This is a genomic window from Halomonas huangheensis (assembly GCF_001431725.1).
Lineage (GTDB): Bacteria > Pseudomonadota > Gammaproteobacteria > Pseudomonadales > Halomonadaceae > Halomonas > Halomonas huangheensis.
Map to the genome: position 1 here is coordinate 664,417 of NZ_CP013106.1, position 18,302 is coordinate 682,718.

General features: G+C 59.5%; 16 protein-coding genes. 10 read left to right on the forward strand and 6 right to left on the reverse strand.

Going from position 1 to position 18,302, the window contains the following annotated elements:
• Window positions 1–6: 6 nt before the first annotated feature.
• The 4 genes from AR456_RS03095 to AR456_RS03110 all read right to left on the reverse strand — a co-directional run bounded on the left by AR456_RS03095 (window position 7) and on the right by AR456_RS03110 (window position 5,540).
• Window positions 7–384 carry a hypothetical protein gene (locus tag AR456_RS03095; protein ID WP_051995769.1) on the reverse strand — a complete coding sequence of 126 codons (378 nt, stop codon included), beginning with the start codon at window positions 382–384 and terminating at the stop codon, window positions 7–9.
• A 319-nt stretch (window positions 385–703) separates the two neighbouring features.
• Window positions 704–1,465, reverse strand: a complete 762-nt coding sequence (locus tag AR456_RS03100; RefSeq protein ID WP_021819886.1) for an SPOR domain-containing protein — start codon at window positions 1,463–1,465, stop codon at window positions 704–706.
• A 3-nt stretch (window positions 1,466–1,468) separates the two neighbouring features.
• Window positions 1,469–3,154 carry an arginine--tRNA ligase gene (gene argS / locus AR456_RS03105; RefSeq protein ID WP_021819887.1) on the reverse strand — a complete coding sequence of 562 codons (1,686 nt, stop codon included), beginning with the start codon at window positions 3,152–3,154 and terminating at the stop codon, window positions 1,469–1,471.
• A 145-nt stretch (window positions 3,155–3,299) separates the two neighbouring features.
• Window positions 3,300–5,540, reverse strand: coding sequence for a primosomal protein N' (locus AR456_RS03110; RefSeq protein ID WP_021819888.1), 2,241 nt, complete (start codon window positions 5,538–5,540; stop codon window positions 3,300–3,302).
• 157 nt (window positions 5,541–5,697) lie between these two features.
• On the opposite strand from AR456_RS03110, the gene rpmE reads away from it, so the two are divergent.
• Together rpmE and AR456_RS03120 are read left to right on the forward strand one after the other, a co-directional pair.
• A complete protein-coding gene (gene rpmE / locus AR456_RS03115) occupies window positions 5,698–5,910 on the forward strand; it encodes a 50S ribosomal protein L31 (RefSeq protein ID WP_021819889.1) in 213 nt (70 codons plus the stop codon).
• Window positions 5,911–6,315: 405 nt separating this feature from the next.
• Complete coding sequence (locus AR456_RS03120) at window positions 6,316–7,584, forward strand: malic enzyme-like NAD(P)-binding protein (RefSeq protein WP_021819890.1); 1,269 nt, start codon at window positions 6,316–6,318, stop codon at window positions 7,582–7,584.
• Window positions 7,585–7,675: 91 nt separating this feature from the next.
• On the opposite strand, the gene AR456_RS03125 is transcribed toward AR456_RS03120, so the two are convergent.
• Window positions 7,676–8,434 carry a DUF481 domain-containing protein gene (locus tag AR456_RS03125; RefSeq protein ID WP_021819891.1) on the reverse strand — a complete coding sequence of 253 codons (759 nt, stop codon included), beginning with the start codon at window positions 8,432–8,434 and terminating at the stop codon, window positions 7,676–7,678.
• Between the two features lie 118 nt (window positions 8,435–8,552).
• Window positions 8,553–11,081, reverse strand: a complete 2,529-nt coding sequence (locus AR456_RS03130; RefSeq protein WP_021819892.1) for a penicillin-binding protein 1A — start codon at window positions 11,079–11,081, stop codon at window positions 8,553–8,555.
• A 237-nt stretch (window positions 11,082–11,318) separates the two neighbouring features.
• Between AR456_RS03130 and pilM the strand changes: the two genes are divergently transcribed.
• The 8 genes from pilM (at window position 11,319) to aqpZ (ending at window position 18,061) form a co-directional block, all read left to right on the forward strand.
• Complete coding sequence (gene pilM / locus AR456_RS03135) at window positions 11,319–12,350, forward strand: type IV pilus biogenesis protein PilM (protein WP_021819893.1); 1,032 nt, start codon at window positions 11,319–11,321, stop codon at window positions 12,348–12,350.
• Window positions 12,347–12,889, forward strand: coding sequence for a PilN domain-containing protein (locus AR456_RS03140; RefSeq protein WP_021819894.1), 543 nt, complete (start codon window positions 12,347–12,349; stop codon window positions 12,887–12,889). The genes pilM and AR456_RS03140 overlap by 4 nt, the downstream gene beginning before the upstream one ends.
• On the forward strand, window positions 12,889–13,527 hold the full coding sequence (gene pilO / locus AR456_RS03145; RefSeq protein ID WP_021819895.1) for a type 4a pilus biogenesis protein PilO: 639 nt from the start codon (window positions 12,889–12,891) through the stop codon (window positions 13,525–13,527). Before AR456_RS03140 ends, pilO begins: the two co-directional genes overlap by 1 nt.
• On the forward strand, window positions 13,524–14,033 hold the full coding sequence (locus AR456_RS03150) for a pilus assembly protein PilP (protein ID WP_021819896.1): 510 nt from the start codon (window positions 13,524–13,526) through the stop codon (window positions 14,031–14,033). The genes pilO and AR456_RS03150 overlap by 4 nt, the downstream gene beginning before the upstream one ends.
• A gap of 32 nt (window positions 14,034–14,065) precedes the next feature.
• Complete coding sequence (locus AR456_RS03155) at window positions 14,066–15,388, forward strand: type IV pilus secretin PilQ (RefSeq protein ID WP_081694693.1); 1,323 nt, start codon at window positions 14,066–14,068, stop codon at window positions 15,386–15,388.
• The gene (gene aroK, locus AR456_RS03160) at window positions 15,372–15,920 is read left to right on the forward strand and encodes a shikimate kinase AroK (protein ID WP_021819898.1); all 549 of its coding nucleotides are present in this window, start codon (window positions 15,372–15,374) and stop codon (window positions 15,918–15,920) included. The genes AR456_RS03155 and aroK overlap by 17 nt, the downstream gene beginning before the upstream one ends.
• Window positions 15,917–17,035 (forward strand): 3-dehydroquinate synthase, encoded by a 1,119-nt coding sequence (gene aroB, locus AR456_RS03165; RefSeq protein WP_021819899.1) that lies wholly within the window; start codon window positions 15,917–15,919, stop codon window positions 17,033–17,035. Before aroK ends, aroB begins: the two co-directional genes overlap by 4 nt.
• A 264-nt stretch (window positions 17,036–17,299) precedes the next feature.
• The gene (aqpZ, locus tag AR456_RS03170) at window positions 17,300–18,061 is read left to right on the forward strand and encodes an aquaporin Z (protein WP_021819900.1); all 762 of its coding nucleotides are present in this window, start codon (window positions 17,300–17,302) and stop codon (window positions 18,059–18,061) included.
• The last annotated feature ends 241 nt before the right edge of the window (window positions 18,062–18,302 follow it).

Sequence of the window (18,302 nt, forward strand, 5' to 3'; positions counted from 1 at the left end):
ATACCCTCAGAAACAGCGTAGGTCGGCGTCGGCCTGAACGCTGCGAAAGTGTTCTACGTCGTCCTGCATGCTGCGCTCGGTACGAAACAAGACCCCCATCTCGCCGCGCTGTTCCTGCATCCCCATTACTGTTGCCACCGCTTCATAGTCGTCATAGGGGAGCTGTTCGGCAATCACGTCGATGCTGCAGGAACATTGCTGCATGGTGAGATGGTCCTGGCCATTGGCCGCCATGCAACCGATCACATAGTCCACCCGTGCTGCGGTGGGATAGTCGTTGTCTGCTGCCAGCGTTCTGGACGGTAACAGGAATGCCATGCTCAGAATGATCGCTGTCAGCCCTGTAAGGTTGATGGTGGGGCAGTACGTCTTGTGGTTGTCCATGCGTACCTCTGTGCCACTTCATGTGGAATCCGGTAGACGGAGGCTCTTTGCTGGTTTCAAGTTATGGTACTTGCCGGTTTTTTTCCACCTGGGGCTGGCATGGAAGAGAGCCGCCCTCGGAGAAAATGATCCGGCCCTGAAGGAGGCGTCAGACACCTGGTCGACTTTCGAACAAGGTGCTGACACCTGTCGCTGGCAGCGCGACACTGATGGACCACCGGACGTACTGAGCTGAGCAGCACTCATATGCTCAAGCCGCGGCAGCTCCAGAATTGGCATGGGAGCCGATCCTGCGCGGGAGGCTCACTTGCCGCTGGTGCTAGTTCTGTAGCTGTATCAACAACGGCTCGATGCCCTGAGTGCTCATCAGGTCCTGGGCGCGAGCCAGTTCGTTGCGGTCGTCATACGGCCCGACCTGGACTCGGTGCCAAGTGGCGCCGCCGGTGACTTCCACGTCGCTGATCTTGGCCAGCAGGCCAAAGCCTTTCAGACGGTCGGCCAGTTGGCGAGCATCATTCATCTGGCGGAAGGAAGCGGCCTGCAGCATGTAACGTCGGCTGTCGCTACTGTTGCTGGCAGTCTCCGGGGCGCGGTTGCTGTTGTTGGTGCTGGTGCTGGTGCTGGCATTGGCGGTGATCAGCGCGGCAATCGGGTCATTGTCGGAGATGCCTTCGTTCTCTTTCTCAGGCGGCTCAGCGGCTTCGGGACGTTGAGCCGCTTCGGGGCGCTGAGCCCTGGACGCCGGAACATCTGTGTCCGCAATCACCTCGGTATCAGGTAACAACGTATAGAACTCAAACGTCGGTGCTGGAGGTTCCTTGCTGTCGGCGGTGCCGCTGCCTTCAGTAGAACCGCTGTTCGGGGCAGAGGAACTGGGTTTGGGCAACACTGCTGCAATAGGAGAGTGTTCGTCCTGCCACGGAGCCGTGCCATTCTGGTGGTGAGCCAGCAGAAAGCCGGCAGCGACCCCCACGGCTGCCCACAACCAGCCAGGCAGTCCACGCCCCTGTGGGGAGGCTTTGGTGCGTTTGCGGCTGGTTGTGGCGCCGCGTTTGCTTGGTGGATTCTTGCGAGGGGCCATGGGTTACATTTCCTCCGGTGCACTCACGCCCAGCAGGTCCAGGCCGTTGCGCAGTACCTGACGGGCTGCCAGCCCCAATGCCAGACGAGCATTGCGCAGGGCGTCGTCTTCGACCATTACCTTGCAGGCGTTGTAGCAACTATGGAAGTCAGCTGCCAGGTCCTGGAGATACTGGGCGACCTGCTGGGGCTCGCGCGATCGGGCCGCATGCGAGACGACTTCCGGGTAGCGTGCCAGCCGGTTGAGCAGCAGTTTTTCCTGCTCGGCATCCAGCAGGCCGAGGTTGGCCATGGCCAGCTCGTTATCGAATGGCAGGTTTTCCGAATCGGCCTTGCGCAGCACGCTGCAAACTCGCGCATGGGCATACTGTACGTAGTAGACCGGGTTGTCGTTGGACTGCGAGCGAGCCAGGTCGATATCGAAGGTCAACTGCGAGTCGGCACGCCGTGCGGCGAGGAAATAACGAGTGGCATCTCGGCCCACCTCGTCGATCAGATCACGCAGCGTGACATAACTGCCCGCGCGCTTGGACAGTTTGACCTCGACGCCAGAACGCGTGACCAACACCATCTGGTGCAGTACATAGTCGGGCCAGCCCTGCGGAATGCCGGTGTCCAGTGCCTGCAAACCAGCGCGCACACGAGTCACGGTGGAGTGGTGATCGGCTCCCTGCTCGTTGACGACAGTGCCGAAGCCGCGCTGCCATTTGTCCAGGTGATAGGCCACATCCGGCAGAAAGTAGGTGTAGCTGCCGTCGCTCTTGCGCATCACCCGATCCTTGTCGTCGCCGAAATCGGTGGTGCGCAGCCACAGGGCGCCATCCTGCTCGTAGGTGTGACCGTTGTCGACCAGGCGCTGGGCGGTCTCCTCGACCTTGCCATCCTTGTACAGCGAGGATTCGAGGAAATAGACATCGAAGGAGACACCGAACGCACGCAAGTCGAGGTCCTGCTCGCGACGTAGCCAGGCAACAGCGAATTCACGAATCGCATCGAGGTTGTTGGCGTCAGTCGCCGCGGTGACATGACGGTCATCTGCGTGAACGGATTCGCCAGCCATGTACGCCTTCGCCACATCGGTGATGTAGTCGCCGCGATAGCCATCCTCGGGCCAGCTATCGTCCTCTGGACCGAAGCCCAGAGCTCGAGCCTGCACCGAGAGCGCCAGATTGTTGATCTGAGCGCCGGCATCGTTGTAGTAGAACTCGCGGGTCACCTCGTGACCAGTAGCCTCGAGCAGGCGGGATAGGCAGTCACCAACAGCAGCCCCACGACCATGACCGACGTGTAGAGGGCCAGTCGGGTTGGCGGAAACAAACTCCACCTGCACCTTGCGGCCCTGCCCAACAAGGCTGCGGCCGAAGGTATCGCCAGCTTCGAGTACCTGGCGAACCACCTGCGCGGCGGCATCGGTGGCGGCGAAGAAGTTGATGAAGCCGGGACCCGCGATGTCCACACGCGAAACGGCGGTATTTTCCGGCAGAGCGGCGACCAGCTTTTCGGCCAGTTGGCGCGGCGGCTGGCCGGCTGGTTTGGCCAGCATCAAGGCAATATTGGTAGCGTAATCGCCGTGGGTCTTGTCACGCGTCGGGTCGACCTTGATGACCGGGGTGATTTCGGCCGGCACAACCTGTTGCTGCTTGAGCTCGTCCAGCGCGGCTTCGAGCAGCGCAACAATAGTGTCTTTCATGAGAAATTCGTGTCCTGTGGCTCGGTGACGGGCAACCGACTGTCCTGAAAAACTGTTCCGAGAAAAAACAGTGCCCGTCGGCGGGCAGACCTGGCCGACCATTATCAGTGATTGCGGCCAGCCTTTAAAGGCCGAACGGTCCGACTCAACTCAGCGTCTGTGGGTCAATGTCCAGTGACCAGCGCACTCGACGTGCTTCTGGACAACGTTCCAGCCATGCGACCAGCCAGGCGCAGGCTTCGTGGAGCAGGCTGCGCTTCTGCGCCGACAGCATCAACTGCAGGTGGTAACGGTTCTGTCGTCGCTCCATAGGGGCAGGAACCGGGCCGAGGCAGTCCACAGCCAGCCCACTTTGCTGGAGGTGATCGCGCATGATGGTGGCAGACTGGCTGGCCATGGTGCTCAATTGAGCCTCATTGGGGCTTTCGAGACGTAATAGCGCCATATAGCGCCAGGGAGGCAGTGCGGCAATACGCCGCTCCTCAAGCAGTGTCGTGGCCAGAGCTTCGTATCCGCGTTCGGCCAGTAGGCGTAGGTTGGGGTCATCCGGATGCATGGTCTGCACCAGCACCCGTCCGGGGTGGGCAGCGCGACCCGCGCGCCCTGCGACCTGTTCGAGCAATTGGGCACTGTGCTCGAGGGCGCGGAAGTCACTGGCGTAAAGGCCTGCATCGGCGTTGACGACAACTACCAGCGTTACATGTGGCAGATGATGCCCCTTGGCCAGCATCTGGGTACCGACCAGCAGTGCTGGTTCGCCACGGCGGATCTCGGTAAGCATCCGGTCCATGGCATCTTTTGCTCGGGTACTGTCACGGTCGATGCGATATACCGGCACCTTGGGAAACAGCTCTCCGAGAGTTTCTTCGCTGCGCTCTGTGCCACTGCCCAGCGGACGCAGGTCGGCGCTGCCGCAGTCAGGACAGGCATCGGGAAGCGCACGCCGCCGATCGCAATGGTGGCAGGCGAGCATGGGTGGATGGCGATGCAGGGTCATGCGCGCATCGCAGTGATCGCACTCGGCCATCCATCCACAGGCGTGGCAGGCCAGTGTCGGGGCAAAACCACGACGATTGATGAACACCAGCACCTGATGACCGGCATCCAGCGTTGCACCAATGGCATCGATGACCGGTGGCACCAGGCCACCGCGCCGGATACGAGCCTTGGTATCGGTAAGTTCGAGTTTCGCCGGAGGGTGACGAGTCGCTCGCTGGCGCATGGTCAGGCGCCGATAATGGCCTCGTTGAGCGTGCAGCAGACTTTCCAGCGAGGGTGTGGCACTCCCCAGCACCAGCGGGATCTGGTGATGCCGGGCGCGCATTACAGCAAGATCACGCGCGTGATAGCGCAGACCGTCCTGCTGTTTGAAAGAGCCGTCATGTTCCTCGTCGACGATGATCACGCCGGGGCGGGCGAGTGGCGTGAAGATTGCCGAGCGAGTGCCGATAATGATCGAGGCACGACCGCTGGAGGCTGCTTGCCAGGCGTCCAGTCGTTCGTGATCGGTCAGGCCTGAGTGCAAGGCGACGACTGGCACACGAAAGCGTTGCACGAAACGGCCTAGTGTCTGTGGGGTCAAACCGATCTCGGGAATCAGTACCAGTGCCTGGCGGCCCTTTGCGACCACCGCTTCAATCAATTGCAGATAGACCTCGGTCTTGCCACTGCCGGTGACGCCTTGCAATAGACAGGGGTGAAAGCGCTCCAGGCCTTCGTGCAGCACCGCCAGAGCGGCACTTTGTTCAGCGTTGAGTGTCAGTGCGGGACTGGCCAACAGTCCTTTGCCCTCTGCCATGGTGTTCTGGGTAAGGGTTTCCTCTCGACACTGGACCAGTCGCTTGGCTTCAAGCGCGCGAAGCTGCTCTCGGGTAAAGGACTGAGCGAAGATTGCCTGACTGGTCAGTCCGCGCGGGTGCTGGCCCAGCATCTTGAGCAGGGCGGCCTGGCGCGGCGCACGGGTCAGTCGCTCATCGTGCTCGGTAGTGGTGTCAGTGGCATGCCAGCGCTCGCGGGTACGCGCCTCGAATGGGCGTCCCTGGCGCAGTAGCACCGGCATGGCATTGGCGAGCGTGTCGCCCAGAGCATGTTGATAGTAGCGTGCGGTAAAATGACACAGCCATAACCAGTCTGCTGGTAATGGAGCGTTATCGAGGCAGGCATCTATGGGTTTGAGTCGAGAAAATTCCAGTTCACTGTGATCGCGGCATTCGATGATCACGCCAACGACCTGGCGACGGCCAAAGCTGACTCGCACGCGCAGACCGGGAACCCAGCCGCAGGAGGGCGGTGCTCCGGCTGGGAAATAGTCGAACAGGCGGCGCAGCGGCGATGGAATGGCGATGCCCAGCACGCGCGGCGCGCGCGGGGGAGAGGAATTCTGCAATTGGCCTCCACAGCGAGTTCTGCTAGAATACCGGCCCGCTTCCTTAGCGGATGCGGTCAATACCGGCCGGCTGTGAGCGAGAACGCTCCAGTCTTTACCCCGTATGCGGTGCCTGGCATCGGATCAGGTGGCGGCATACAGCCAAGTGAGGTTCAAGATGAAACAAGGTATCCACCCGGATTACAAGAAGGTCGGCGCGACTTGCTCCTGCGGCGCTACTTTCGAGGTTGGTTCGACTTCCGGTCATGACCTGAGCCTGGACGTTTGCTCCCAGTGCCACCCGTTCTACACCGGTAAGCAGAAGCAAGCCACCACTGGTGGTCGCGTCGAGCGCTTCAACAAGCGTTTTGGTGCTGCCATCAAGCGTTGATCGCATCGCGTTCTCGCTCAACAAACCCGCCCTCAGAGGCGGGTTTGTTGTTTATGGCCCGTGCTGCACTGCACCAGTGCAGGGGATTGAGTCAACGGCTAAGCTGACCAGAATAAACGTAAAGCAATGTAAGTCTTTTGCAGTAATGTTGATGGGTTGATCGCTTCTCGGCAGCAAGTTGATTGATACGGGGCAGCCCGTTTCACGCTGAGTCGAGATACCATGAATAGTTTAGGTATTGTTTTTGTTGCGGTGCGACAAAATCTTGTCGGCACCTGCGTGGAAAATCGCTGAAATTGCGTGTATTCCACTGGAAGTCGTGTAGTGTTGAGAAATGGAAAATTTTTCTATAATCTCGATGCCACAATGTTTACTGCCTTTCTACAGGACACCCGGACACTGAGCATGACTGATGCCAAGAAGCAGGCCGCGCTGGATTATCACGCCTTTCCGATTCCCGGTAAGCTCTCGGTTGAGCTGACCAAACCCACGGCGACCGCCAGAGACCTGGCGCTGGCCTACAGCCCTGGAGTGGCTGAGCCGGTGCGCGAGATCGCAGCGGACCCAGAGAACGCCTATCGCTACACCGGCAAGGGAAATCTGGTTGCAGTGATTTCCGATGGCACGGCAATTCTCGGCCTGGGGAACCTGGGCCCCCTGGCGAGCAAGCCGGTCATGGAAGGCAAGGGCGTGCTGTTCAAGCGCTTTGCCGGAATCAACTCGGTGGACATCGAAGTCAATGCCGAGAGCCCTCAGGCCTTCATCGACACCGTGGCACGCATTGCGGATACCTGGGGGGGGATCAACCTCGAGGATATCAAGGCGCCCGAGTGTTTCGAGATCGAGCAGGCGCTGGTCGAGCGTTGCAATATTCCGGTCTTCCACGACGATCAGCACGGCACCGCCATCGTGACCGCCGCAGGTATGCTCAATGCTCTGGATATTGCCGGCAAGTCGCTGGAGGCGGCGCGTATCGTCTGCCTGGGGGCCGGTGCGGCAGCCATTGCCTGCATGAAACTGCTGGTGGCCTGTGGCGCTCGCCCCGAAAATCTGGTGATGCTGGATCGCAAGGGGGTCATTCACGCCGGGCGTGAGGACCTCAATCAGCACAAGGCAATGTTTGCTGTCGATACCGACAAGCGGACGCTGGATGATGCTATCGACGGTGCGGATGTGTTCGTCGGCCTGTCTGGCCCCGGGCTGATGACTGCGGACCACATCCGCAAGATGGCGCCGAATCCGGTGGTCTTTGCCTGCACCAACCCTGATCCGGAAATTCACCCGGATCTGGCTCGAGAGGTGCGGCCTGATGTGATCATGGCCACCGGTCGTTCCGACTACCCGAACCAGGTCAACAATGTTCTTGGTTTTCCGTTCATCTTCCGCGGAGCGCTTGATGTGCGGGCCACGCGTATCAACGAAGCGATGAAGGTTGCGGCGGTGCATGCTCTCAAGGATCTTGCCCGTGAACCAGTTCCCCAGGCCGTGCTGGATGCCTATGAGGCGGACGAGATGAGTTTTGGTCGCGAGTACATCATTCCCACTCCGGTGGATGTGCGTCTGTTGGAGCGTGTGACTTCGGCTGTTGCTCAGGCAGCAGTGGACTCGGGAGTCGCGCGTAAGCCGTATCCGTCACATTATCCGCTCAAGACCGTCGAGGATGTCTACGGTTGATCCTGATCGCGAACCCTCGCCAGGAAGCACAATCGCCCCGGTCAGATGACCGGGGCGATTGCGTTATGGCAGTGTTCAGTCTGAGGACTGCTCAAAAGGAATAGCGCAGCGAGGCCGAAGTGGTGCGGTCGGTCTCTGAGTCGACATCCTCGGGCGGGGCTGAGTTGTGCTTGATCTCGTGGGAAAGTCGCAGCGACATGTGCGCATTGATGCGTGTATCAAGAGCCGACAGCGACCGAGTGGTGGTATTGGCCTCGGTGCCTTCCACCGACAGTTCCTGCTCGAGGCTGGCGGACTCACTCAATTGGTAACCAGCCTCCAGGGCGCCATAGGCTACTGCCCACTGCTCGTCCTCTTCCCCTTCGATAGCATCGGCACGGTAACCCGGGCCGGCCTCCAGAGTCAGGTTGGCGGTCGGACTATCGATCAGTTGGCGGCCATAGCCGGTAATGGCGGTAAGCTGGTGGTCATAGCCGCTGAAACGATCCTTCTCCCAGCGACCGAAACCGAACAGGTAATTTGGACCATCGAGTTCGCGGCGCTCTCGCATGGAGCCCAGATACCGCTCTGCGCTGGTTTCATCATCCTCGCTGGCATGACGTATTTCCCCACGTAGGCTATGCATCCACAGGCCTGTAATCCACGATAGCTCACCCTTGCCCAGCAAGGTTTCGCTATTGGAGTTGCCCGATAGTTGGGTATAGCCAAGCTCCGCCTCTCCTTCGAACGGAGGCGCATCTTTCTCTGGGGCTTCTGGAGAATAAAAGGGAGTGGCGGCGGCGTAATGGGTCGGCGCAATGCTGGCAATGCAGAGCGCAAGTGTAGCCGCTTGACGTCGTGAAAACTCCATGAAGGGGTCTCTTTCCGGATTCAGAAAGCGACAGTTGGGTGATGAGAGACGGCATCCATACCGCTTGATCTGGTGTCCCCCCGGCGGGTGTCGCCGGAGGGGAGAGGCGTGTCGCCGATTAGAAGATGGCTTCGTAGGCGCCGGTACCTTCGGAGCCGCTGTGCTCCTCGATAACGCTTTCCACGCGCTGCGGCTGATAGGTGGGCAGATGGTCTTCGTCGAAGATCTCTTCCATGCCGCCGGGCTGGCCATCGCTGAGCAGGCGACCGGTATTGGGGTCGATGCGTTCGGTGACGATGCCTTCCGGTGGCTCGGGGACATCTTCGGGAGTACCTTCCAGCGCAGCACTCATGAAGTCGACCCAGATCGGCAAGGCGGCCTGGGCGCCATACTCTGCGGTCGGCGAGTAGTCGTCCTTGCCGACCCAGACCGTGGTGGCCAGGTGCTTGTTGAAGCCGGCGAACCAGGCGTCACGCTGATCGTTGGTGGTGCCTGTCTTGCCGACGATGTCCTCGCGGTTCATGGCCAGGGCCCCACGAGCGGTACCGTGTTCAACGACTTCACGCAGCATGTCGCGCAGCAGGTAGGCCGCACGCTCGTTGACCACTCGCGGAGCGACTTCATAAGTCTTGCCGTCAATCTCGGTGGTGGTTTGATCCGGGCCACACTCACGGCAGGCGACACGCGGATTGGCTTCGTCCACCAGCGTGTTCTGTTCTCCCTGGGTGATCTTCTCGATAAACCAGGGGGAGACTCGGAAGCCGCCGTTGGCCAGTACCGCGTAGGCGTTGGTCATTTCCAGCGGTGTCAGGCTGGCACTACCCAGGGCCAGCGACAGGCCGTGGGGCAGACGATCACGCGAGAAGCCAAAGTCCACCAGGAAATCGATGGTGCGATCGAGGCCGATGGACTGCAGCAGGCGAATGGTCACCAGGTTACGTGACCGGGCAAGTCCTACGCGCAGGCGCGTCGGGCCGAGGAAGTCTCCGCTCGAGTTGGAGGGGCGCCACAGCTGGTTGCTGCCGTCGTTGAGTACCACCGGTGCGTCATTGATGACGGTAGCGGGTGTGGCTTCACCGCTATTGAGGCCTGCCAGGTAGATGAATGGCTTGAAGATCGAGCCCGACTGACGACGTGCCTGAATAGCACGGTTGAACTTGCTGGCATCGAAGTCGAAGCCTGCCTGGAGAGCGAGAATTGCCCCCGTCTGCGGTTCCATGACCACCAGTGAGCCTTCTGCATCGGGCTGCTGCGACAGGCGCCAGCTATCGTCCTCACGCTCGAGGATGCGCACCAGGTCGCCGCGGCTGGCAATCTCGGAGGCACTGGACGGAGCCGCGCCACGATAGCGCGCGGACTTGTAGGGCGCTGCCCACTTCAGCCCATCCCACTCGATGGTGACCACCTCTCCGTCACTCATCAGGACCTTCATCTGCTGGCCTTCGCTGCTGACAACAATCGCCGGCTGCAGTGGACCGTAGGAATGCGAGCGCTCGAGTACCTGGAGCCAGTTACTGACGTCGCCTTCCACACCCTCGACTGTCGTCTGGCTGCGTTCAGCGGCACGGCGTGCGGTTTCGATGACTTCGGGCGACTCGGACAGCTCTTCTTCCAGGCCACTGCGCTCGGTCCGATCCTGAGCCTCGGCAAGGCTCTGGGGAATATCGGTCTGCTCGGCCCCACGCCAGCCATGGCGAGTGTCATAGGCAATCAGGCCATCGGCCAATGCTCTGCGTGCCATCGGCTGCAGTTTGCTGTCGATGGTGGTGGTAATTCGGTAGCTACCGTTGTACGCGTCGTCTCCGAAGCGTTCGATGGCGAACTGGCGAGCCATTTCAGCAACGTAGTCGGCCTGGACCTCGGCGCGTGCAACATGACGTTTGGCGGTGATCGGCGCTTGAACGGCTCCGTCATAGGCAGCCTGGTCGATATAGCCCAGCTCACGCATGCGATACAGAATCCAGTTACGACGGATCAGTGCACGCTCGGCATTGGCCAGTGGGTTGAAGGCTGATGGTGCCTTGGGCAAGCCAGCTATCATGGCAGTCTGTGCCAGATCCAGTTCGCTGAGTGGCTCGTTGTAGTAGACCTCCGCCGCGGCGGCGATACCGTAGGCGCGGTGCCCCAGGAAGATCTTGTTGACGTAGAGCTCCATGATCTCCTGTTTGGACAGAATCTGCTCCATCTGCAATGACAGGAGAATTTCTCGCACTTTGCGAGTAAAGGTCTGATCCAGCGTCAGCAGGTAGTTACGCGCGACCTGCATGGTGATAGTCGAGCCCCCTGACTGGATATCACCACCACTGGTCACCAGTTGTACCGCCGCGCGAACAAGACCTTTGGGATCAACGCCGTGGTGTTCGAAGTAATTCGAGTCTTCGGCAGCCATCAGTGCCTCCACCATCTGTGGAGGGATATCGTCGTAATCGACGGGCATGCGTCGCTCGTCGCCGAACTCGCCGATCAGTTGATTATCGCGGGTATAGATGCGCAATGGGGTCTGCAGTTCGAAATCCTGCAGCTGGCGCACATCGGGAAGGCCCGGGGCGAAATACAGCGCGGCTCCGACGAGGGCCAGCGCAGCAGCGGCCCCAAGCGAGATCGCCAGCCACACGGCGGAAAAGATAAGAGTTCTGAGGTACTTCATGAAATCGCGGTGTCCATGCTGGAAACGAAAACGGCAGGGCGCTGAGTCTGGGTCTGGCATTCCATTGCGATGGCCATTATAGGATCACGCGCTGTTCGCCACCACCATTGGCAGTAAATGCCTGTGCCAGGACGATAGTCAAACCGCATTCACTATCAAATGTGGGACGACAATGCGCTAGCGTAAGTAGTGGAGGCTGAGCGGGATGCTTGGCATCGCTTTTCAGGGGTGCAAGGAATGCATTTTACCTCTTCTGCCAAGGGTTTGGTTGGCGTTGACATCACTTCGACCACTGTCAGGTGTATCGAGCTCAAGGCCTGGCGGTCCACCTGGCGGGTGGGTGGCCATGCGATTGAGCCGTTACCACCTGGTGCTGTGGTCGGGCGCTGCATACAACAGCCGGCGGCTGTCGCCGCGGTTCTGTCGCGTGCGGTGGCCCACCTGGGCCCGCATTCGTACCGGGCTGCCGTTGCCGTGCCGGTCAGTGCGGTGACCATTGCACGGTTGAGTCTACCGGCGACGTTCAATGATGCCGATATTGCGGCACGCCTTGAGTGGGATTCGGACAAGTATTTTGCCGTTCCGTTCACCGAGATGGCTATTGATTTTCATCATCTCGGGATTGATGAGTCCAACGCGTCATACCAGAACATCGAACTCGTGGCTTGCCACGAGCGTTGGATAAACCAATGGGTCGGTCTGTTGCAGGATGTCGGCCTCGAACCGGTGGCGGTGGACTGTGAGAGTCTGGCACTACACAGGGTGCTGCGGTTCTGTTATCCCGGACCGGGAGGAACGGACCTTATGCTGATCGACTTGCGTGCTGAATTGATCGCCATATACGTGTGGCGTGACGGCGTGCTGGGCTACAGCCGAGATTTTCCTGGTGAAGAGTATCGTCAACAGGAAGAGTCTGTCGATATACCCGGTAGTGAGCAATTGGCATACCGAGTTCTCAGTTGTCTGGGGCTGTGTGGTTCCGTCTGTGATACGTCCAGGCTACATCACCTGGTGGTCAGTGGGGATGTTCCCGAGGACAGCCGGACCTTGCGTACTTTACTCGAGCAGGCAGGTTTTGCCGAGGTCTGCTTCGCTGACCCGTTGGCGACACTTCTCGGCAGTTCGTCCACCCATCAGCGAGATCCTTCATCGCACTGCTCCTCACTACAGGAATCTTCGCAACAGGGCTCGTCACAACAGGGCTCTCCACAACAGCATTCTGCAGCTCTTCTGGTGGCTTGTGGGCTGGCGATGTGGGGCCAGCGATGAATCATGTATCCATCAACCTGATGCCATGGCGAGAGGCGGAAGACAGGCGTCGTGCCCGATGCTTCTGGGTGCAGGTGGCGTTGTGTGCAGGGCTGGCATTTCTGCTGGCAGGAGGGGTGGCTGCGTTCTTCCGCCATGAGGTCGGTATCGCACAGCAGCGTCAGAGGCACATAGAGGCCGCGATAGAGGCTCTGGAGCCCCAGCTGAACCAGCTGCGGAGGTTGAGACAGCAGGTCACTGCGCGGGAGGCTCGGCTCATGGAGTGGCGTCAGGAGTTGCAGACTCGACGACTCAGAGTGGAGCTGTTCAACGAGCTGGCCGCCAGCATTGAGCCTGGCGTGCGCTATCAAGTGGCAACAGTGCGAGGGCAAAGCGTGGAGCTGCGTGGTGATAGCGTTGACAGTGCTGCACTGGATCGGCAGCTACAGCGCCTCGAACTGTCCGATATCTTTGAGCGGGCCGAGTTGACTGGTGTCGTAGCTCGAGGTGGGAGACAGCATTTCACCTTGAGCATGAGCCTGACGATGAGTGGCGACTGATGAGCCTCGCTCGGGAGTGGCGGCGGGTGTGTCAGTTGCGTCGGGACCAACTGCAGCTATCCGAGGCAGGCCGGTGGCCGTTGCTGTTGCGACTGATGATGCTGGTGGTGGCCTTTGTCATTAGCCTGGTGGCGGCCCGAGTATGGCTTGTAGAGCCACAGCAACAGGCTTTGCGGGAGGCGCGGGCAAGAGAGGAGCAACGACTGGATAGCTATCGCCGTTTGAGATGGGAAATTGCGGGAAGTGGACAGCTCGAGAAGCGTGCTCGAAATCTGGGTGAGCAATGGGAGATGTTGAGGAAGCCCGCTCGAAACATGACAGCCCCATCGCTGATGGAGCAAATCGGTGAGTTGGCAGCCGAGCACGATCTGAATGTCGAGACACTGGCACTTGCAGGCAAGGCCACAGGTTCCATGGAGGGGGCGCTGGATCTGGAACTGTCCGGAGGCTACCACCGGATCGCTGAGTTTGTTGCGTCATTGGTGGGCATGCCGGTGAACATGACGTTACGTGATATGAGCCTGATCAGGAACGATCAGTCTCTGGAAATGACCGCGAGGATCGAGATTTTTCGCGTAGTTCCTTCCACAAATGACGCCCTGGAGAGCTCGGTAGAGCCCGGGAGAGGTTCGCCATGAGTGGCTGGCGCCTGGTGAAGTGCTGCGGCTGGTGGTTGGCAGCGCTGCTCTGCGGCTGTGATGGAGTGGATGCTGAGAGATTGGAGTCAGAGCTGGCAGCGAAAGCAGATTCGCTGCCGGTTGTGGAGGTGATGGATGTTGCTGCCGATGAGTTACCTATGCCGGCAGCCTATCTCCATGCCGCAGGAAGAAGTCCCTTTTACCTCGACGGCAGCGTTGATGTCCCGGTAGGTGCTTCGGAGCAGGAGTATTCCGCTCTGCAACAGTACCCTCTGGAGATGCTCACCCTGCGGGGCATTCTTGTTCAGGGTGATGAGCGTTGGGCATTGATGGCGTCACCTGATGGCCGTCTTCATCGACTGGGTATGGCGCAGCACATGGGGCGAGCCGGGTGGCGGGTCACTGATGTCGGTGTGCAAAGCGTGACGTTGGTAGCTTCGGATGCTGCGGATGACCATGCGTCTGCTTCGCGTGTGCTGTGGCTTGGTGGCGCGGGTCGTGAATAGAGGGTTTTGACAGCCACAGGGAAGGTGGTGACATGCGTAGATGGGTAGGGATGCTGTGTATATTTGCGGTGCTGGCTGCCCCCATGGCAGTGGCGGAGTCCGTGGAGAAGGAACCGATATCACTGAACTTCCATGATGCTGAACTCAGCGCTGTATTGGCGGCAATCGCTGATTTTACTGGGCTCGATATCATCGTCAGTGATGCCGTGAGGGGGCGGGTGACACTGCGCCTCGATCGAGTACCCTGGGACCAGGCGCTTGAGCTTGTATTGCGTAGCCAGGGGCTTTCAAGCCAGCGTCAGGGCAATGTGATCATGGTGGCGCCAGCCATGCAGACGGCCAGTCAAGTTGTCGCACCAGCAATCCGAATGCCGGTGGAATCAACCCCTTCGCTGGTTCTGGAGCAGTTGACGCTGCGTTACGCTCGTGCTGCAGACATGGCGTCGCTATTGCGAGGTGAGCAGGGCCTGGGCCTACTGTCGGAATATGGCCGAGTGGCCGTTGATGAGCGGACCAATACCCTGTTGGTGCAGGACAGGCAGCAGCGTCTGGCATCAATTCGCAACATGCTGCAGAGTCTGGATATTCCTGCCGCTCAAGTACAGATTGAGGCGCGCATTGTCGTCGTGCGTGATAGCGCGGCACGAGAGATCGGCATTGACTGGGGATTGTCGAGCCGTAGAGGGTTGATTGCGGGCAGCGACGGTCGCACACGGTTGGCGGACCGGTTCTCGGGTCGTGGAGGTCACGGTGGTCTGGCGGTGGATCTCGGAGATCCGGTGGCGCCGGGAGGCGCTTTCAATGTGGGGTATCTTGCCAGTGATGTACTGCTTGACCTCGAATTGCGTGCGCTGGAAAGCGAGGGGCGCAGCAAGACCATCTCCGAGCCGCGCATCATTACCGCCAATCAGCATCCGGCCGTCATCAAGCAGGGTAAGGAGGTTCCCTATCAGGAGGAGACCTCCAGCGGGGCGACCAATACCGAGTTCAAGGAAGCGGTGTTGGCGCTGGAGGTGACACCGCAGATTACGTCCGATGACGCTGTTGTCCTCGACCTGCGCATCAACAACGACACCATCGCCGATCAGAGTTTTGCGGGAGCGCCGGCGATCGATACCAATCAGATAGCCACGCGGGTGCGGGTGGCCAATGGGGCCACGGTGGTGCTGGGCGGCATTCTGACTCATGACCAGGCACGTAACCTCCATCGCATCCCCTGGTTGGGTGATCTGCCGCTATTGGGAAACCTCTTTCGGTATACCGAGGAAGTCCGCGATAGGGTAGAGTTGTTGGTATTCATAACACCCCGAATTCTCGACGACGGCCTGGCGGTTGCTGATGCAGGAAGTACCTAACCTGATCTTGATTGGCCCCATGGGGGCCGGTAAAAGCACTATCGGCCGCCTGCTGGCGGCCGAAATGTCACGCAATTTCCATGATAGCGACCATGAGATACAGGCGCGCTGTGGAGCGGACATCCCGTGGATATTCGATGTCGAGGGCGAGCAGGGGTTTCGTGATCGTGAAAGCTCCATGATCGAGGAACTGGTCGCCAGACAGGGCGTGGTCATTGCCACTGGCGGTGGCGCTGTGCTGCGCGATGAAAATCGTCGCCTGATTCGCGAAGGCGGCACCGTCATCTATCTGTTCACCACCGTAGAGCAGCAGCTCAAGCGCACGGCGCGGGACCGTAACCGACCGCTGTTGCAGCGTGGTGATCGCGAGCAGTTGCTGCGAGACATGTTTGCCCTGCGTGATCCGCTGTATCGTGCCACGGCGGATATGGTTGTGCGTACGGATCGTCGCGGGCCGCGCGCTGTTGTCAATGACATCATTCGTCGCGTTCAGCGACTGGTTGACCCTCTCACCTGCAAGGCTGGCCCATGAGTACCGATACCTCGACTGCATCCAGCAACCTGTTGACCCTCAATGTGGCGTTGGGTGAACGCAGTTACCCTATTGTCATTGGCCCCGGCCTGATCGGCGATGGCGAGCGGCTGGCCGCTAGTCTCGCAGGTAGGCAGGTGATGGTGGTTACCAATGACAGCGTGGCTGAGCATTATCTGGAGCGCCTGACCTCCTCGCTGCCCGATAGCCTGGAGGTCAGGACGCTGATTCTGCCCGATGGTGAGGTCCACAAGACTTTCGCCAGCGTCGAGCGTATATGGGATGCATTGCTGGAAGCCGGGTTCAATCGCCGTTCTTCGTTGGTGGCACTGGGAGGCGGTGTCATCGGTGATATGGTCGGTTTCGCTGCGGCCTGCTATCAGCGTGGCATCGACTTCATTCAGGTGCCCACCACGTTGCTCTCCCAGGTGGATTCCTCGGTGGGTGGCAAGACCGGGGTCAACCACCCTCTCGGCAAGAACATGATTGGTGCGTTCTGGCAGCCGCGTGCCGTGCTTATCGATACCGATGCCCTGACGACCCTGCCATCCCGTGAGTTGTCGTCAGGATTGGCTGAGGTGATCAAGTACGGTCTGATCCATGACCAGTGTTTCCTTGAATGGCTGGAGAGGGAAATGAGTGGTCTGCGCGAGCTCAACACTGAGCTGCTGGCGCGTGCCATCGAGCGCAGTTGTGCGATCAAGGCCGAGATTGTTGCCGCGGACGAGACCGAGCAGGGGGTGCGTGCGCTACTCAATCTGGGGCATACCTTCGGTCACGCCATTGAGGCGTATATGGGATATGGCCGTTGGTTGCACGGTGAGGCAGTGGCGGTCGGTATGGTCATGGCGGCGGATCTTTCGCAGCGGTTGGGGTGGATCGATGCCGCAGCCGTTGAACGTACCCGCCGTATCATCGCGGCAGCCGGATTGCCGGTTGAAGCGCCTGCCGAGATGAGTGTCGACGACTTCCTGGCGCGCATGAAACTGGACAAGAAGAACCTCGACAGTCGTTTGCGTCTGGTGCTGATACGTAGCATCGGTGCAGCCTGCGTTCATGATGAAGCGCCGCTGGAAATGCTCAAGTCGTGTATTGCCGAATTTCCGCGTCGTTGATGTTCGGCGACTCATGTCTCGCGGAGTCTGGTTTTCTCCCCGGTGATGGCTGAACTGAATTTCCCGCCTCACGCCCGCCTTGTGCGGGCGTGATTCGTTTCGCTGAAGATGATCTCTTGTCGTCTGTGCCGGGTATGTCTCCCGCGTGGTATGGGGATGCCTGAGTCGCATCATCAACAACATTCCCGTCATTATTGTGCCGAAATGAGCCTAACCTTCTACAAGGTCCGCCAACACGGTGGGCTAACCTGGAGGATGGGCACCATGAGTCTCATCAAGAAGCTGGTTGCAGAGAGCATTGGAACGTTCTGGCTGGTCTTGGGTGGCTGTGGTAGTGCTGTATTGGCAGCCAATTTCGGTGGCGATGGCAATCCCCTCGGGATTGGGTTTCTGGGTGTAGCGCTGGCCTTTGGTCTGACGGTGTTGACCGCTGCCTATGCGTTCGGCCATATCTCGGGAGGGCATTTCAATCCTGCGGTGAGTGTGGGGTTGTGGGTAGGAGGGCGGTTCGAAGCCCGGGAGGTATTGCCTTATATCATTGCTCAGGTATTTGGCGGTCTGGTTGCAGGGTTCGTCCTGATGATGATTGCGCAGGGGAATGCCGACTTTGTCAGTGATTCCTCTGTGGCCGGTAATTTTGCCAGCAATGGCTTTGGTGAATTGTCGCCTGGCGGCTATAGCCTGGGAGCAGCCTTGCTCACCGAGGTAGTGCTTACCGCCATGTTCCTGATCGTGATAATGGGCGCAACTCACAAGCTGGCACCTGCTGGCTTTGCCCCTGTGGCCATCGGTCTTGCCTTGACGCTGATCCACCTGGTCAGCATCCCTGTTACCAACACCTCGGTGAATCCTGCGCGTTCCACTGCTGTGGCTGTGTTTGCCGGCTCGGGGGCGCTTTCACAGCTATGGCTATTCTGGATTGCGCCGGTCATTGGCGGTGCGCTCGGTGGCTTCGTGTATGGCTGGCTTGGCAAGGGGGAGGTCGATCGGGAGGTGTCTGGAGAGCAAGACCTACCCGAGACCTGATCAACGCTGTTACCTCAATGCCCGCTCCATGGCGGGCATTGTCATGTCTCGCTGATGAAAATAGGCCGTGAGGTGCGGATTGGAACCTCTTTCGCATGCGTCTATCCGCATGTCGTATGCTTTATCGGCATGGGGTTTTGATGGTTATTACGACTAAAGTCTAGTGGCGAGCCAAGAGCGTCTGAGCTTACTGAAAAATCATTCCAAGTGTTTGACGTGGTGAGGTTTTTTTTGCAACCTT

Coding starts and splice junctions, on each gene's coding strand:
- AR456_RS03095 (WP_051995769.1), bottom strand. CDS start 384: ATGGACAACCACAAGACGTACTGCCCCACCATCAACCTTACAGGGCTG.
- AR456_RS03100 (WP_021819886.1), bottom strand. CDS start 1,465: ATGGCCCCTCGCAAGAATCCACCAAGCAAACGCGGCGCCACAACCAGC.
- argS (WP_021819887.1), bottom strand. CDS start 3,154: ATGAAAGACACTATTGTTGCGCTGCTCGAAGCCGCGCTGGACGAGCTC.
- rpmE (WP_021819889.1), top strand. CDS start 5,698: ATGAAACAAGGTATCCACCCGGATTACAAGAAGGTCGGCGCGACTTGC.
- AR456_RS03120 (WP_021819890.1), top strand. CDS start 6,316: ATGACTGATGCCAAGAAGCAGGCCGCGCTGGATTATCACGCCTTTCCG.
- AR456_RS03125 (WP_021819891.1), bottom strand. CDS start 8,434: ATGGAGTTTTCACGACGTCAAGCGGCTACACTTGCGCTCTGCATTGCC.
- AR456_RS03130 (WP_021819892.1), bottom strand. CDS start 11,081: ATGAAGTACCTCAGAACTCTTATCTTTTCCGCCGTGTGGCTGGCGATC.
- pilM (WP_021819893.1), top strand. CDS start 11,319: ATGCATTTTACCTCTTCTGCCAAGGGTTTGGTTGGCGTTGACATCACT.
- AR456_RS03140 (WP_021819894.1), top strand. CDS start 12,347: ATGAATCATGTATCCATCAACCTGATGCCATGGCGAGAGGCGGAAGAC.
- pilO (WP_021819895.1), top strand. CDS start 12,889: ATGAGCCTCGCTCGGGAGTGGCGGCGGGTGTGTCAGTTGCGTCGGGAC.
- AR456_RS03150 (WP_021819896.1), top strand. CDS start 13,524: ATGAGTGGCTGGCGCCTGGTGAAGTGCTGCGGCTGGTGGTTGGCAGCG.
- AR456_RS03155 (WP_081694693.1), top strand. CDS start 14,066: ATGCGTAGATGGGTAGGGATGCTGTGTATATTTGCGGTGCTGGCTGCC.
- aroK (WP_021819898.1), top strand. CDS start 15,372: ATGCAGGAAGTACCTAACCTGATCTTGATTGGCCCCATGGGGGCCGGT.
- aroB (WP_021819899.1), top strand. CDS start 15,917: ATGAGTACCGATACCTCGACTGCATCCAGCAACCTGTTGACCCTCAAT.
- aqpZ (WP_021819900.1), top strand. CDS start 17,300: ATGAGTCTCATCAAGAAGCTGGTTGCAGAGAGCATTGGAACGTTCTGG.